This window comes from Tsuneonella suprasediminis (assembly GCF_003605755.1).
GTDB lineage: Bacteria > Pseudomonadota > Alphaproteobacteria > Sphingomonadales > Sphingomonadaceae > Tsuneonella > Tsuneonella suprasediminis.
The window spans coordinates 408,980-422,144 of sequence record NZ_RAHJ01000018.1; the positions used below are offsets into that span (position 1 = coordinate 408,980).

Consider the following 13,165-nt stretch of genomic DNA (forward strand, 5'->3'; position numbering starts at 1 on the left):
TTAGTTTCCCTCTCGCCTTGACGCAAGACATATACATGATTACTTACTATCTGAAAATGAATATGGAGTTATCGATGGTTGATCGCGAACAGGATCGGGCCTTGGCGAAAGCGACCGGAATCGTCGAAAATGCTCTGTTGGGCAAAACGCGGGCACCGGTCGTTCACACGTTTTTCGATGAAGCGACGTTCACTGCCACCCATGTCGTGCATGACCCTGAAAACCGGGCTGCTGCGATTATCGATCCGGTGTTGGATTATGATCCGGCATCGGGCCGCATATCGTACGAATCCGCTGATAAGGTAATCGCTTACGTCAAAGAGCAGGGGTTGCAGATCGCCTGGCTTCTGGAAACCCATGCTCATGCCGATCACTTGTCTGCCGCCCCCTATCTGAAAGGGGCGCTGGGTGGCCGGATTGCGATTGGCGCCCACATAGTGGAGGTGCAGGATACGTTCGGCGCTATGTTCAACGCAGGGGATGAATTTCAGCGCGATGGAACGCAGTTCGATCACCTGTTCGCTGACGGGGATACCTTCACAATTGGTGAAATCGATGCGGTGGTGTTGCACGTTCCCGGTCATACGCCAGCGGATCTTGCCTATGTCGTGGGCGATGCAGTGTTTCCCGGAGACACGATTTTCATGCCCGATTTTGGAACCGCGCGGGCCGATTTTCCCGGCGGCGATGCCCGTACACTTTACCGATCGATCCGTCGATTGCTGGAGCTGCCGGGCAAGGCGCGGCTGTTCCTGTGCCACGATTACAAGGCACCGGGGCGCGACGAATTCGTGTGGGAGACGACGATCGCGGAAGAGCGTGACGGCAATATTCATGCTGCCTCCGGTGTGAACGAGGACGATTTCGTCACTATGCGCGAGGCCCGCGATGCCACGCTGGGAATGCCGCGACTGATCCTGCCTTCAATTCAGGTCAACATGCGCGCAGGCCATTTCCCTCCGCCGGAAGACAACGGAACGCGCTATCTCAAGATACCCGTGCAAGGGGTATGAACCGGCAGCCCAATGGCGGGTCTTGCCATGCGATGAAGGAGCCAAGGCAATGTTGAACATGGGAAAATCTGACCGGACAATGCGCGTGATCGGTGCGATTATTCTGGCGGTGCTCGCGGCCACCGGGGTTTTGACGGGCACTGTGGCGACTGTCGCATGGATCGTAGCGGCTGTGTTGCTGCTGACGAGCCTGATCGGCTTCTGCCCGGCATACAAACTGATCGGCCTCGATACCCGTAAGAAAGGCTGACCGCCGCTCGCTCGTCAGCAGGGTAATTTCAGGAGCTTGCAGTGCTCGATCCGTTGCATATGGCGCTCGGCGCGTTGTCGGGCGGGGTGGTCGGCTTTTCGCTGGGTCTCGTCGGAGGCGGCGGGTCGATACTTGCCGTGCCGCTGATGGTTTATCTCGTCGGGGTGTCCAGTCCGCACGTGGCCATCGGCACCAGTGCATTGGCTGTCGCTGCCAACGCCGCCAGCGGCCTGTTGCAACATGCGCGTGAGAGAACTGTGCGCTGGCGCTGCGGACTGGTCTATGCCGCCGCCGGGATCGTGGGGGCGTTCGGGGGATCGACGCTTGGCAAGAGCGTGGATGGCCACAAGTTGCTGTTTCTGTTCGCGCTTCTGATGCTGGTGGTGGGCGCGCTAATGCTGCGTGGACGGCGCAATCAGGGCACGCCGGGGGTCCAGTGCACCCGGACCAATGCGCCCAAGGTGCTGGGCTACGGGTTCGGCACAGGGGCTTTCAGCGGCTTTTTCGGCATTGGCGGTGGCTTCCTGATAGTGCCGGGGTTGATGGCGGCGACCGACATGGCAATGATCAATGCTGTCGGCACCAGTCTTGTGGCGGTGACGGCATTCGGCCTGACGACGGCTGCGAATTACGCTTTCTCCGGGCTGGTCGACTGGGTGCTTGCCGGTACGTTCATCGTCGGGGGCGTTATCGGCGGCTTCTTCGGAACCCGGCTGGCGAAGCGGCTTTCGGGCGGTGGGCAGCTCAAGACTGTCTTCGCGGTACTGATCTTCGTTGTCGCGATTTATATGCTGTGGAGGAGCTGGAGTGCGATGTAGCTGCTGACCATGAAGGCCCACGACCACAAGGAAGCGGCCGCTGTGTTTATCGGGGAGTAAGGGCGGGTTGTCGCGACGCATTTGCGCGGTCCAACCGTTTCTGCACTTGCTTCATCGCGATCATCGGTACGATGACCGACAGCGCGATCCCGGCGAGTGAGCAGAATCCGATCCAGATTGCCATCAGCGTACCGCCAGACTGATAGATTGCGTAGATCACCGGCACAGCCAGAACCACACCGCGCACTTCGTTGAGCACGAGTGCAACCACGCCAAATTTCAGCATCGAACTCAACAGGGTAGAGAGTAGTCCAGTCATACCGTGCGGTATGAACCGATAGTCTTGAAATCCCCTTAAAGCCGCGTGTGCACAATCCGATCAGAGCTGGAGAACGGTGAGCACGAATCCTGCGAATATCGCTACGCCATAGGGCACCGACCATTCGCCGTGTTTGAATACCTTTCTGCCCGCTATCCTGCGACTAATCGCCATAACGAACAATAGCAGCAGGCCAGACAGCGATACCCAGCCCAGAAAATGATACCATTCCTGTGATGGCAGGCCGCATGCGGCGGCGGCGTAGAATTTGGCGTCTCCCCCGCCGATCATCCCGGCTGCAAACAATGCCATGCCGATCAGCACGGCAACCAGTGCAATCAGCAGGCTCCACGGCAATGCGCCGACGCCTGCTGACAGGGCCAGTGTGGCGATGCCCACCAATGCCAGTGCGATACACAGCAGGTTCGGTATCCGGCGCGAACGGATATCGGTGATCGCCCCCGCCGCCGCCAGTGCGAGGGCGGGGAGGTAATACAAAACGATATCGTTCATCGGTCGAGATGAATTCTCAACGGATACACCGATTTACTCTGCGTTTGCGCCAGATCGATCCGCACGGGATATACCGATTTGCCGGCAGGTTTCGCGGATGCTTCGTCAGCGATGCTTTCCACGGAGGCCTTTCCTGGCTGGTCTTTGCTCTCTGCTGCTTTGTTGGCGGTATTCAAGGCCACAAGGATTGGCGGTTTGCTCCCGGTATCCGTGCTGGTGCGAATAAATGTGAAGCCGCGGGTCGTTTCGACAGGATCGGCGGCGGCGATGTTCACTTCCCTGAGGACGGGTTGGGTCGCATTGCCTGGGATTGCCCGCTCAGCGGTGCTGGCCAGTTGGACATCCCGACTTCCAAGCGGGCTCGACAGGCCCTGTGCCTGCAATCGCAGGAGATTGGCCGCAAACCGCTGATCGCCGGGCGCGATATCGACGGCTACCCGGAAATACCGTTCAGCCAGATCGTCACGGCCAAGTCTGGCATATGTCACGCCCAGCGCATTCGATGCTTCAGCGCGCAAGGAGGGATCTTGTTGAGCCACACGCAACAGAGCTGCCGCTGCGGAGAGATTGCCATCGCGCAGTTGTGCGCGTCCGTCGTCCAGTGCCGCGCGATAGTCGCTGGATGGTGCCCAGCGATCGGCAGGCGCGCGCGAATGGAGCCCGAACGACGGCAAGCCCAGCGCCTGGCATCCGCTCAAAGCAATCAGCGCGATTGCTGCCGATCCATGTCGAAGTATCTTCATTATCCACTCCCCAAAGCAGGCAACAGAACTCTCATTGTACGGACGACCCCCGGTAGCATCAGCACGCCGACCATCACCGGCAGCATGCAGACCACCAGAGGGATCGAGATCAGCACAGGCAAGCGGTGCGCCTTCTCCTCGGCCCGCATCCGACGCTTTTCGCGCATTTCATCGGAATAGACGCGCAAGGTATCGGACAGGCTGGTGCCGAGCTTGTCCGACTGAATCAGCAGAGTCACGAAACTGCGGATCTCGTCGACCCCGCTCGATTGGCCCATCCGCCGCAAGGCGTCGTCGCGCTGTGCACCTGCACGCAGTTGCAGCGTTGCGCCTGACAGCAGCTCAGCAACCAGGGGGTGCGATGTGGTCATTTCGCGTCCCACCCGGTCCATTGCCGATTCCAGCCCCAGACCGGCCTCTACGCATACCAGCATCAGATCGAGACAATCGGGGAAGCCGTTGGTGATCGCTTCCTTGCGCCGGTCTGCCTTGGCCGTGATGAACAGGTTGGGCAGATAAAGGCCCGCCAACGCGAGCACGAAACCGATAACATAGAGCTTGAACAGCGAAACCGGCTCGGCACTTCCTGCCACGACCAGCACATAGATTGTTGGCAGTGCAAGGACGAGAAACAGCCGTATCAGCGTGAACAGACGCGGAGCGGCCGGAGAGGTGTACCCCGCCGCGATCAGTTTCTGCCGTAAGGCATCTCCGCTGCTGTCGTTGAGATTGAGGCCCGATTTCTCGATCCTGTCAGCCAGCTTGCTCCACGCGGTATCGGTTCTTTCCTGCAACGAAGCGCGGTTGAGTGAAGTGCCGCCGATAGAGTCGATCTCCCTGAGCGATTTTCGTACTGTGCTGCGCCGGCTCAACTGTCGGATCACAGTCTGGACCAGCACCATTACGATGGCGAACAGTGCGACCAGAAAGGCGATCCGGGCGACAAGGTTGTTGGCGAGCAGCTCTACCATGTCAGACTTTCAGATCGATCATGCGACGGATGGCAAACACGCCGACGAAATACCATCCCACCAGCAGAGGGAACCCGATATAGAACACCGGATCGGTCGCGACATCGAGGTAGAACGCCGGGTTCATCGAAAACAGCATGACGAATGCGATCACTGGCAGAACCGATAGCAACCAGCCTGTCATCCGCCCTTCGGAACTAAGCGCTCTGACTTTCAGGTACAGACTGGCGCGTTCGCGAATGACCGATGACAGGTTGTTGAGGATTTCCGCGAGGTTGCCACCTGTTTCGCTTTGTACGGCCAGAGAGACGACGAACATACGGATATCGTCGAGATCCCACCGTTCAGCCATCGCGGACAGTGCCGCTGTCAGATCGGCACCGTAAGAAACTTCGTCGGAAATCAGCCCGAATTCGGAGCCGATGGGATCGTCCATCTCTTCGGTCAGCAGACGGATAGCTGAGGCGACCGGATGGCCCGAGCGCAGTGCGCGGACGAAAATGTCGAGCGCGACCGGAAATTGCGCCTGCATCTTCTTGCGCCGCCGCTGCGCCAGAAACGACATCACGAACACCGGCAGCCCCACCGCCGCCGCGCCGGCGAAGGCCAGCACGATCTGAACCGACCCGAAACCGATGGGGATGTTCCACGACCATGCAAGCAAGAACAGCAGCAGGACGATGATCGCGAACAGCAATCCCATCAGCATCAGCGACCGATTCACATCGAGCGGGACACCGGCCATCATCAGGTTACGACGGAAAGAACCGGTGGCTCTGCCGATCATGCCATCGCCATAGCCGCCGCTCGCCGGGTGGTTCTTGCGGAGATAGGAGACGACATCCTCACGCTCCACACCCTTGGCGATCAGTTCGAGCCGCTTGTTCACCGCCCGGCTGCGGGCAGTCTTGTCGACAGTGACACGCAGGATCGCCTGGCCAATCAGGAAAATTGAAGCGAATACTGCCAGCAAGATGAAGAACCGGACGAATTCGGATGTCATCGCTCAGATCCCGCCAAGCCGGAGGGATGGGCGGAACAGCTCTGCGGACAGATCGATGCCATAATCGGCGGCGTCTTGCAGGAACTTGGGGCGGATGCCGGTCGCCTCAAAATGGCCGAGCACCGATCCGTCTTCGCCGCGTCCGGCCATTTTGAAGCGGAATATTTCCTGCATCGTGATCGTCGGCCCTTCCATCCCGACCACTTCGGACAGGCTCAACAGGCGACGGCGACCATCGGCCTGGCGACCGATCTGAATGACTACATTGATGGCAGAGGCGATCTGCGCGGACAGCATCTTCGACGATGTCGAACGCAAAGCCTATTATTCGGTGGTGGTCGAAACCGATCGTTCCTACCTGATGAAAGATGGCAAACGCTTGCCGATTGTGCCCGGTATGATCTGCGATGTGGAGATCGTGACTGGAAGTCGTTCGATCTTGGGATACCTGCTCAAGCCGGTTGAAAAGGCATTCGGCACAGCGCTTACCGAACGGTAAGCGACGCGGCGATCAGCAGGTGGTGAGTGTGATCAGTATCCGTGGAGCCACGCCTGCCGCGATCCGAAGCTGAGGATCGGACGGTAATCCTGCGCCGTGCTACCATCGAGCAAAGCGTCGGTTGCATTGTCGAGCATCACGCGCTCATCCCCGATTTTCACCATCAGTACAGCGTGGTCCGCCCGGCGTACATTGTCGCGTGCTATCGTCAGGATCATGTCGTCGCGCGGGATACCTGCGCGGGCCAGCAATTGCATCTTGGTAATCGCGAAATCTTCGCAGTCGCCCTTGCCGATCCGCAGCGTCTCACGCGCACCGGCCCAATAATCGGAGCGACCGAACGGGTCGGCATCTTCGACATAACTGATGCGCCGATTGACCCAGGCATTGATCGCGCGGACCGTCGCCAGCTTGTCTGCCGTGCTTTGCCCCGCCTTGAACGTGGGCAGCCCCAGACGGCGGACATTGCCCAGACTTTCCGATTTTACGCGGGCCCAGTTGCGGTCGAACTGTGTTTTGCCGATTGCCACCCGCTTTGACCCCAGAATCAGGTCGCTATCACGTGCGCTTGCAGGCGGCACGGCGAACGGGACAGATAAAGCAGGGGGCACATTCTGGGCGAATTGCAGTGGTTTCAACGCCAGAACCGGGGGGGTCAAGATTGACGCGGTGGGGAATGACAATGTTATGATTGGAGGGGTCATCCGCCCGGCGTCAGGGGTGGCAATCGGTGCAGCGCTGCGTGCGAATGCCGGATTGATACAGGCCTGCGATACAGTGCTGTTGAAGCCGGCCGATGCTGGCGTCAGTGGTTCGATTACGGCCAGCTTCAGTCCATCGACCAGCGATTGTGTTGTGGCATCCCCGCTGATTTGCGCTGCACGAATGCGTTCCAGCGCACTGACCTGTCCGCCCAATACAGCCTGCGCCTTGCTTTGCGGTGTAATGATCGCAACCTGTGTCACCGCCAGCGGTGAAAGCGAGCAGTTGGTGATTTCGGGAAACATCAGCGCCGCCGATAAGGGCAGTGGAGTGGCCATGGCACTCCCCGAAATGCCCGCGCCCGCCGCCATTGCAGCGATCCCGAGGGAATAGCGGACCTTGCGGGCCATGATGGAGCCATGTGCGAACATGGTCCGGGGTTTGCCAATATTGAGTCAAGGCTGGCTTTCCCGATAGGGTTAACTGATATTAGCCATATTTTTAACCGTGATGGCCTGCCATCGGGTCGCGCCACGTCCGCTTGTTCTGGCGAAATGATCTGATTGGGCATCCGCACTGACCCAGGCACGGAACTGAAAATCACCAGTCCTGATTTCGGCTCGTTAGCAGTTTTGCGGACTATTGTCGTTCGGTGGGTCAGCGCCAATCCCTTTCATCACAAAGGCTTGATCGCGCGATCCCAGCGCATCCCGCATTGTAGAATGCCGGTGCTGCAACAGTCCACCCGCAACTCGCATCACGCCGACTAAAGCGAAAAAGGGGCGGCAAGTTCGTCACTTGCCGCCCTGAAAGGAGGATTCGGGAGAGCTACAACGACTACGTTATCGCTCGAATATCGAAATACGCGTGAGGTGCACCGTCGGATTTGTCGCGCGTCAAACGGATGATGCCTTGTCTTCAACACAGGTTTCGCTTGGTGCAACGATCCGTATTTTGCGATAGTATTGGGTAATCCTGTCTGACCACTTCACATCGCTGCAATAGGCGCTATAGGGGGCCGCCTGCTGGGGCGTAGCCAAGCGGTAAGGCACCGGTTTTTGGTACCGGCATGCGCAGGTTCGAATCCTGCCGCCCCAGCCAGCAGTTTTCCCTCCCCGCCTTTGATGCTTATTGAAAGCGTGCCTCGCGCACAGGCGCGCTATGGTTACAGGTGTGGTGTGGGAAAGAGGTACTCTTCTCCCCAGATACCGCGCGCGCTTTCCGTGTCGTTGAATTACGCCCCCGGCCCCTCATACGCTTCGACGATACGACCCACGATGGGATGGCGCACCACGTCGCTGGCGGTGAAGCGCGACACAGCGATGCCTTCGATCCCTTCCAGTTTGGTTACGGCATCCGCCAGTCCGCTCATCGAATCGCCGCCGGGAATGTCGACCTGTTTCGGGTCTCCGCAGACGACCATCCGGCTGTTCTGGCCAAACCGGGTTAGGAACATCTTCATTTGTTCGCGCGTGGTGTTTTGCGCTTCGTCGAGAATTACGAATGCATCGGCCAGCGTCCGTCCGCGCATGAAGGCGATGGGGGCCACTTCGATCACGCCGCTTTCGATGTGGCGCTCGACCTGTTCGGGCGGCATGCAATCGTACAGCGCGTCGTAAAGCGGGCGCAGGTACGGATCGACCTTTTCCTTCATGTCGCCGGGCAGGAAGCCCAGCTTCTCCCCCGCTTCCACCGCCGGGCGCGACAGGATCATGCGTTGTACGCTGCCGCTGATCAGCTGGCTGACCGCCTGCGCCACGGCGAGGTATGTCTTGCCAGTGCCCGCGGGGCCGAGCGCGAAGACGATATCCTTGCTCGCCAGTTGCTGCATATAGGGGATCTGCCCCGCGCTGCGCGGAACGATGGTCTTGCGGCGGGTGCGGATCATCACTTTGGGTGCGTCGTCCCCACCGCGCACGATCCCGTCCAGCGTCGGTTCGTTGGACATCGCGATCAGCGATTCGATCGCGCCGGTATCGAGATCTTCGCCCCGCGCCAGCCGATCGTACATCGCATTGAGCGTGTCGCGCGCGCGGGCCACCGAATCCGTGCTCCCTTCGATCAGGATGCGATCCCCGCGGGCGGATATGAACACGCCCAGCCGGTTTTCCACCTGCACCAGATTGGCATCGAATTGCCCGAACAGCGGGCCCAGCAATGACTGGTCTTCGAATGACAGCTCCGCACGGGCGCGACGCGATTCGCGCAAAGGTGCGGGGGGAGGTGAAATCGCCGGTTGCCCGGCGCGGGCGGGTTTACGGGCCATGCGCTCCTTTCGGGTTTGCGATTCGGCAGTCTAGGGGTGCGTTCGGATACGGCAAGCGGCCTGCGACCAGTGGGTGGTGGAAAAGCACGATTGTCCGCACACTGTCCTGCAAGGGTCAGAGCCTAGCTCGCGCTGCCGTGTTGTGTTGCTTCATCGTCCTGCACATCGCGGCGCTTGCGGCGGCGCTCTTCGCGCAGGCCCACACCGATGCTGGCGCGCGGCTGGTCCATTTCGGTGCTGGCGACAGGGTAGGCGCAGTAATCGGCAGCGTAATAGGCCGCCGGGCGATGGTTACCCGACAGGCCCAGCCCGCCGAACGGCGCCTTGGAACTGGCGCCATTGGTCGGGCGGTTCCAGTTGACGATTCCGGCACGGACATTGGCCCAGAACTTGTTGTAATCCTGAGGCGAGCCACCGATCAGCGATGCCGACAGGCCAAACCGGGTATAATTCGCCTCTGCAATCGCGGCCGCGAAATCGGGCACCCGGATCACTTGCAGCAGCGGGCCGAACAGCTCGACATCGGGCCGTTCCTTCATCGCGGTGACATCGATCAGGCCGGGGCTGAGGAACGGCTTGTCGTTATCAGGCCGCTGCATGTGCTTGATCGCCTTGCCCCCGTGAGAGAGTAGGTAGAGGAAGCTTTCCATCAACTGATCGGCGGCATTGTTGTCGATCACGCAGCCCATAAAGGGGGCTGGATTGGCAAACGGTTCGTCGAACACGATCCGGTCGGCCAGGTTCTTCACTTCGTCGATGATCGCATCATACATACTGTCGACCACGACCAGACGCCGTGCAGCGGTGCACCGCTGGCCCGCGCTGGTGAATGCGCTTTGCACGATCAGCGCGGCGGCATCGTTTATTTTGGGAGTGTCGAGCACCACGATGGGGTTGTTGCCGCCCATCTCTAGCGCCAGAATCTTGCCCGGATTGCCCGCCAGCCGCTTGTTAATCGCAATCCCTGCCTGTGCGCTGCCGGTGAACAGCACCCCGTTGATATCGTGGTGCGCGACAAGCGCCTTGCCCTCTTCCGGGCCGCCGATCAGCAACTGGATCACATCTGACGGAACACCTGCGCGGTGGAAACAACCGATCAGGAATTCGCCCACGGCGGGGGTTTTTTCGCTTGGCTTAAAGACCACGGTATTGCCCGCAATCAGCGCCGGGATGATATGCCCGTTGGGCAGATGCGCGGGGAAGTTATACGGACCCAGCACTGCCATCACACCGTGCGGTTTGTGCCGAACCGCTGCCGTGCCCTGCAGCGCGCTGTCGAATTTTTTCTGACCGGTCCGTTCGGCATAGGCGGTGACCGAAATATCTACTTTGCCCATCACCGTTTCGACTTCGGTGCGGGCTTCCCACAGAGGCTTGCCGTTTTCGCGGGCGATCAGTTCCGCGAACTGATCCTGTGCCTTCAGCACTTCGTTGGCGAAGCGGCGGCACAGTTCGATCCGGTTGGCCAGCGGGCGGGAGGCCCAGTCGGGCCAGGCGTTGCGGGCGCGCGCCACGATGGCATCGACGTCGCCCACGGCACCACGCCACAGTTCGGCGCCGGTGGCTGGTTCGAAGGAGACGATTTCGGTTACAGGTTCGGTGTTAGACAAGCGGTATTTCCCCCACGCCTGCGATCCCATGCAGGCCTTTTGAGTGCGACGTGGGTGGTGCGTCACTGCCGCCGAAACGGGCCTTGAACAGGAGGACGCAGCCACGCGCCTGACTTAGAGATACCGTACAGCAGGTTCAAGCAAACTCGTCCCCACACGGGGCACCGGCTATCTGCCGCCCACCTGCGCGCTTGCGGAACGGCGCGCATCGGGCGATAACCACGCCGCTGCCAATCCGCGCACAGATACGGGACCGTTTCGCACTTTATGCACAATACTGCCAGTTTTACCGGTGCTCCCGATGCGGGCGGCAAGTCTGCCGAACGGGCATGGGCAGATCGCACCTGGCAAACCGCAGACGGGCTGGAACTGCATTATCGCGATTATCCGGGGCGCGACGATCGACCGCCGGTAATCTGTCTGCACGGCCTGACGCGCAATGCGCGCGACTTTGCAGAACTGGCCGAAATGATCGCGGGCGAATGGCGTGTGATCGTGCCTGAAATGCGCGGACGCGGCGAATCCGATTATGCGAAGGATTCGGCCACTTACACGCCGATGCATTATGTGGCGGATGTGATGGCGTTGCTGGCCGATCAGGGGATCGAGCGCTTCGTATCGGTCGGTACGTCGCTGGGCGGGCTGATGACAATGCTGATCGCAGCCACTACGCCCGATCGCATTGCCGCGGCGCTGCTCAACGATGTAGGCCCTCAGCTGGAGGCGGCGGGGCTGGAACGGATCGTCGACTATGTCGGGCAAGGGCGCAGTTTCCCGACATGGATGCACGCCGCCCGCGCGCTGGAGGCGCAGCATAAGGAATCGCATCCCGGCTTCACTATCGACGACTGGCTGGCAATGGCGAAGCGGGTAATGGTGCTGGGCTCCGGCGGGCGCATCGCGTTCGATTACGACATGGCGATTGCCGATCCTTTCGAAGATGCCGATCCATCCGCCGCCCCTGATATGTGGCCGATGTTCGAAGCGCTGGCAGGCCGTCCGCTGGTGCTGGTGCGGGGGGAACGCTCGAATGTGCTGTCGGCTGCAACCGCGCAGGAAATGCAGCGGCGCATTCCTGCGCTGGATTATGTGACCGTGCCCAACGTCGGGCATACTCCGCTGTTGACCGAACCCGAAGCGGTTGCCGCGCTCGACCGCCTGCTCGCGCAAATCGTATGACGGGTGGCGCGCAGAACGCGATCCCGCGTATCCTTCACCTCCACTCGACCTTTTCCGCCGGCGGAAAGGAGCGCCGCGCGGTGCGGCTGATGAACGCCTTTGGCAAGAACGTGGCCCATGCAGTGGTTTCGGGGGAGCCGGGCGAACTGTCCGCCGCAAACGAGATCGCCCACGGAATCGATGTCGATTATCCCGATGAATTTCCTCCGCTGGTGGGCAAGCCGACACCGTGGCGGTTGCAGGCGATGGCGCAAGCGATGGCTGAATATGATCTAGTGCTGACATACAACTGGGGTGCGATAGATGCGGTGATGGCGCATACCCTGTTCGGCAAGGCCATTGCGCTGCCCCCGCTGATCCATCACGAAGACGGCTTTAATGCCGATGAACAACAGAAGCTGAAGCCGAGCCGCAACTGGTATCGCCGCATTGCGCTGGGCCGGGCGAGTGCGCTGGTGGTTCCGTCGGAAAAGCTGGAGGGTATTGCGCTCACCGAATGGGCGCAGCCGTTCGGGCGGGTGCGGCGAATTCCCAACGGGATCGACGTCGCCTCTTTCGCGAAGACGCCGAAGGCCGATGCCTTGCGCGGGATCATCAAGCATCCCGGCGAGCTGTGGGTCGGCACGGTCGCCGGCTTGCGCCCGATCAAGGCATTGCACCTGCTGGTCCGCGCCTTCGCCTCGCTGCCAGAGCCGTGGCAACTGGTGATCGTGGGCGAAGGGCCGGAAGTGTCGACTATCCGGGCGGAGGCACAGGCTCATGGCATCGAACATCGTGTGCATTTGCCCGGTTTCGCCAGCGATCCTGCGAAGTTCGTCGGCCTGTTCGATATCTTTGCGTTGTCTTCACAAAGCGAGCAGTTTCCGATCTCGCTGGTGGAAGCGATGGCGGCGGGGCTTCCTGCTGCGGCTCCGGCAGTGGGCGACATCGGTGCGATGGTGGCGGATGAAAACCTGCCCTTTATCGTTGGGCCGGGCGATATCGGCGGGCTGTCCAATGCGCTGGCCACATTGGCGAGCGATGCAGCATTGCGCGAATCGGTTGGTGAAGCCAACCGGGCGAAGGCAGTGGCCCAATTCGGGGAAGACCGGATGATTGGCGCCTATCGCCGCCTCTATTCGGGCATCATGGGGCGCGAAATCCCTGCCTGATACGCCGTGCCTATGCTTAAGCCGCGGTTCACGCGGGCGGGGACAGGCGGGTTTGACGATTGAATTGACTGCCCCATCGTTTAAAGACGCGCGTTACCCGAAACTTTGTATTGAATAAGGTGAGCCGC

Annotated in this window: 15 protein-coding genes and 1 tRNA gene; 7 read left to right on the forward strand and 9 right to left on the reverse strand. The window is 60.4% G+C overall.

The genetic code is table 11. The features are described 5' to 3' along the window. Nucleotides 1–35: 35 nt before the first annotated feature. Genes D6858_RS07950 through D6858_RS07960 form a run of 3 tightly spaced genes read left to right on the forward strand, consistent with a single transcriptional unit; the run spans nt 36 to nt 2,081 of the window. Entirely contained in the window at nt 36–1,013 is a 978-nt protein-coding gene (locus tag D6858_RS07950) for an MBL fold metallo-hydrolase (RefSeq protein ID WP_240623762.1), read from the forward strand. A gap of 58 nt (nt 1,014–1,071) precedes the next feature. Next, entirely contained in the window at nt 1,072–1,263 is a 192-nt protein-coding gene (locus D6858_RS07955; protein ID WP_205664900.1) for a YgaP family membrane protein, read from the forward strand. A 59-nt stretch (nt 1,264–1,322) separates the two neighbouring features. Continuing rightward, entirely contained in the window at nt 1,323–2,081 is a 759-nt protein-coding gene (locus D6858_RS07960) for a sulfite exporter TauE/SafE family protein (protein ID WP_120108828.1), read from the forward strand. Nucleotides 2,082–2,127: 46 nt separating this feature from the next. On the opposite strand, the gene D6858_RS07965 is transcribed toward D6858_RS07960, so the two are convergent. Genes D6858_RS07965 through D6858_RS07990 form a run of 6 tightly spaced genes read right to left on the reverse strand, consistent with a single transcriptional unit; the run spans nt 2,128 to nt 5,927 of the window. Then, the gene (locus D6858_RS07965; protein ID WP_133305260.1) at nt 2,128–2,400 is read right to left on the reverse strand and encodes a hypothetical protein; all 273 of its coding nucleotides are present in this window, start codon (nt 2,398–2,400) and stop codon (nt 2,128–2,130) included. A gap of 60 nt (nt 2,401–2,460) precedes the next feature. Then, entirely contained in the window at nt 2,461–2,913 is a 453-nt protein-coding gene (locus tag D6858_RS07970) for an A24 family peptidase (protein ID WP_120108832.1), read from the reverse strand. Continuing rightward, complete coding sequence (locus tag D6858_RS07975) at nt 2,910–3,656, reverse strand: hypothetical protein (RefSeq protein ID WP_120108834.1); 747 nt, start codon at nt 3,654–3,656, stop codon at nt 2,910–2,912. The genes D6858_RS07970 and D6858_RS07975 overlap by 4 nt, the downstream gene beginning before the upstream one ends. Further along, on the reverse strand, nt 3,656–4,627 hold the full coding sequence (locus D6858_RS07980) for a type II secretion system F family protein (protein ID WP_120108836.1): 972 nt from the start codon (nt 4,625–4,627) through the stop codon (nt 3,656–3,658). The genes D6858_RS07975 and D6858_RS07980 overlap by 1 nt, the downstream gene beginning before the upstream one ends. Before the next feature lies 1 nt (nt 4,628). Beyond that, nucleotides 4,629–5,630, reverse strand: coding sequence for a type II secretion system F family protein (locus D6858_RS07985; protein WP_120108838.1), 1,002 nt, complete (start codon nt 5,628–5,630; stop codon nt 4,629–4,631). 3 nt (nt 5,631–5,633) lie between these two features. After that, nucleotides 5,634–5,927, reverse strand: coding sequence for a hypothetical protein (locus D6858_RS07990; protein WP_240623763.1), 294 nt, complete (start codon nt 5,925–5,927; stop codon nt 5,634–5,636). Between D6858_RS07990 and D6858_RS07995 the strand changes: the two genes are divergently transcribed. After that, complete coding sequence (locus tag D6858_RS07995) at nt 5,899–6,129, forward strand: beta-barrel domain-containing protein (protein ID WP_240623764.1); 231 nt, start codon at nt 5,899–5,901, stop codon at nt 6,127–6,129. The two genes, D6858_RS07990 and D6858_RS07995, sit on opposite strands and share 29 nt — an antisense overlap. Before the next feature lie 32 nt (nt 6,130–6,161). On the opposite strand, the gene D6858_RS08000 is transcribed toward D6858_RS07995, so the two are convergent. Then, on the reverse strand, nt 6,162–7,241 hold the full coding sequence (locus D6858_RS08000; protein ID WP_165859663.1) for a transglutaminase-like cysteine peptidase: 1,080 nt from the start codon (nt 7,239–7,241) through the stop codon (nt 6,162–6,164). Between the two features lie 616 nt (nt 7,242–7,857). On the opposite strand from D6858_RS08000, the gene D6858_RS08005 reads away from it, so the two are divergent. Then, nucleotides 7,858–7,932 (forward strand) — tRNA-Gln (locus tag D6858_RS08005). Nucleotides 7,933–8,065: 133 nt separating this feature from the next. Here D6858_RS08005 and D6858_RS08010 read toward each other — a convergent pair. Both D6858_RS08010 and astD read right to left on the reverse strand, forming a co-directional pair. After that, nucleotides 8,066–9,097 carry a PhoH family protein gene (locus tag D6858_RS08010; protein ID WP_120108842.1) on the reverse strand — a complete coding sequence of 344 codons (1,032 nt, stop codon included), beginning with the start codon at nt 9,095–9,097 and terminating at the stop codon, nt 8,066–8,068. Nucleotides 9,098–9,219: 122 nt separating this feature from the next. Then, complete coding sequence (astD, locus tag D6858_RS08015) at nt 9,220–10,707, reverse strand: succinylglutamate-semialdehyde dehydrogenase (protein WP_240623765.1); 1,488 nt, start codon at nt 10,705–10,707, stop codon at nt 9,220–9,222. Between the two features lie 267 nt (nt 10,708–10,974). Between astD and D6858_RS08020 the strand changes: the two genes are divergently transcribed. Continuing rightward, entirely contained in the window at nt 10,975–11,886 is a 912-nt protein-coding gene (locus D6858_RS08020; RefSeq protein ID WP_120108846.1) for an alpha/beta fold hydrolase, read from the forward strand. Then, nucleotides 11,883–13,037 carry a glycosyltransferase gene (locus D6858_RS08025; RefSeq protein ID WP_120108848.1) on the forward strand — a complete coding sequence of 385 codons (1,155 nt, stop codon included), beginning with the start codon at nt 11,883–11,885 and terminating at the stop codon, nt 13,035–13,037. Before D6858_RS08020 ends, D6858_RS08025 begins: the two co-directional genes overlap by 4 nt. Nucleotides 13,038–13,165: the final 128 nt, after the last annotated feature.

Coding starts and splice junctions, on each gene's coding strand:
- D6858_RS07950 (WP_240623762.1), top strand. CDS start 36: ATGATTACTTACTATCTGAAAATGAATATGGAGTTATCGATGGTTGAT.
- D6858_RS07955 (WP_205664900.1), top strand. CDS start 1,072: ATGGGAAAATCTGACCGGACAATGCGCGTGATCGGTGCGATTATTCTG.
- D6858_RS07960 (WP_120108828.1), top strand. CDS start 1,323: ATGGCGCTCGGCGCGTTGTCGGGCGGGGTGGTCGGCTTTTCGCTGGGT.
- D6858_RS07965 (WP_133305260.1), bottom strand. CDS start 2,400: ATGACTGGACTACTCTCTACCCTGTTGAGTTCGATGCTGAAATTTGGC.
- D6858_RS07970 (WP_120108832.1), bottom strand. CDS start 2,913: ATGAACGATATCGTTTTGTATTACCTCCCCGCCCTCGCACTGGCGGCG.
- D6858_RS07975 (WP_120108834.1), bottom strand. CDS start 3,656: ATGAAGATACTTCGACATGGATCGGCAGCAATCGCGCTGATTGCTTTG.
- D6858_RS07980 (WP_120108836.1), bottom strand. CDS start 4,627: ATGGTAGAGCTGCTCGCCAACAACCTTGTCGCCCGGATCGCCTTTCTG.
- D6858_RS07985 (WP_120108838.1), bottom strand. CDS start 5,630: ATGACATCCGAATTCGTCCGGTTCTTCATCTTGCTGGCAGTATTCGCT.
- D6858_RS07995 (WP_240623764.1), top strand. CDS start 5,899: ATGGCAGAGGCGATCTGCGCGGACAGCATCTTCGACGATGTCGAACGC.
- D6858_RS07990 (WP_240623763.1), bottom strand. CDS start 5,927: ATGCTGTCCGCGCAGATCGCCTCTGCCATCAATGTAGTCATTCAGATC.
- D6858_RS08000 (WP_165859663.1), bottom strand. CDS start 7,241: ATGGCCCGCAAGGTCCGCTATTCCCTCGGGATCGCTGCAATGGCGGCG.
- D6858_RS08010 (WP_120108842.1), bottom strand. CDS start 9,097: ATGGCCCGTAAACCCGCCCGCGCCGGGCAACCGGCGATTTCACCTCCC.
- D6858_RS08020 (WP_120108846.1), top strand. CDS start 10,975: ATGCACAATACTGCCAGTTTTACCGGTGCTCCCGATGCGGGCGGCAAG.
- D6858_RS08025 (WP_120108848.1), top strand. CDS start 11,883: ATGACGGGTGGCGCGCAGAACGCGATCCCGCGTATCCTTCACCTCCAC.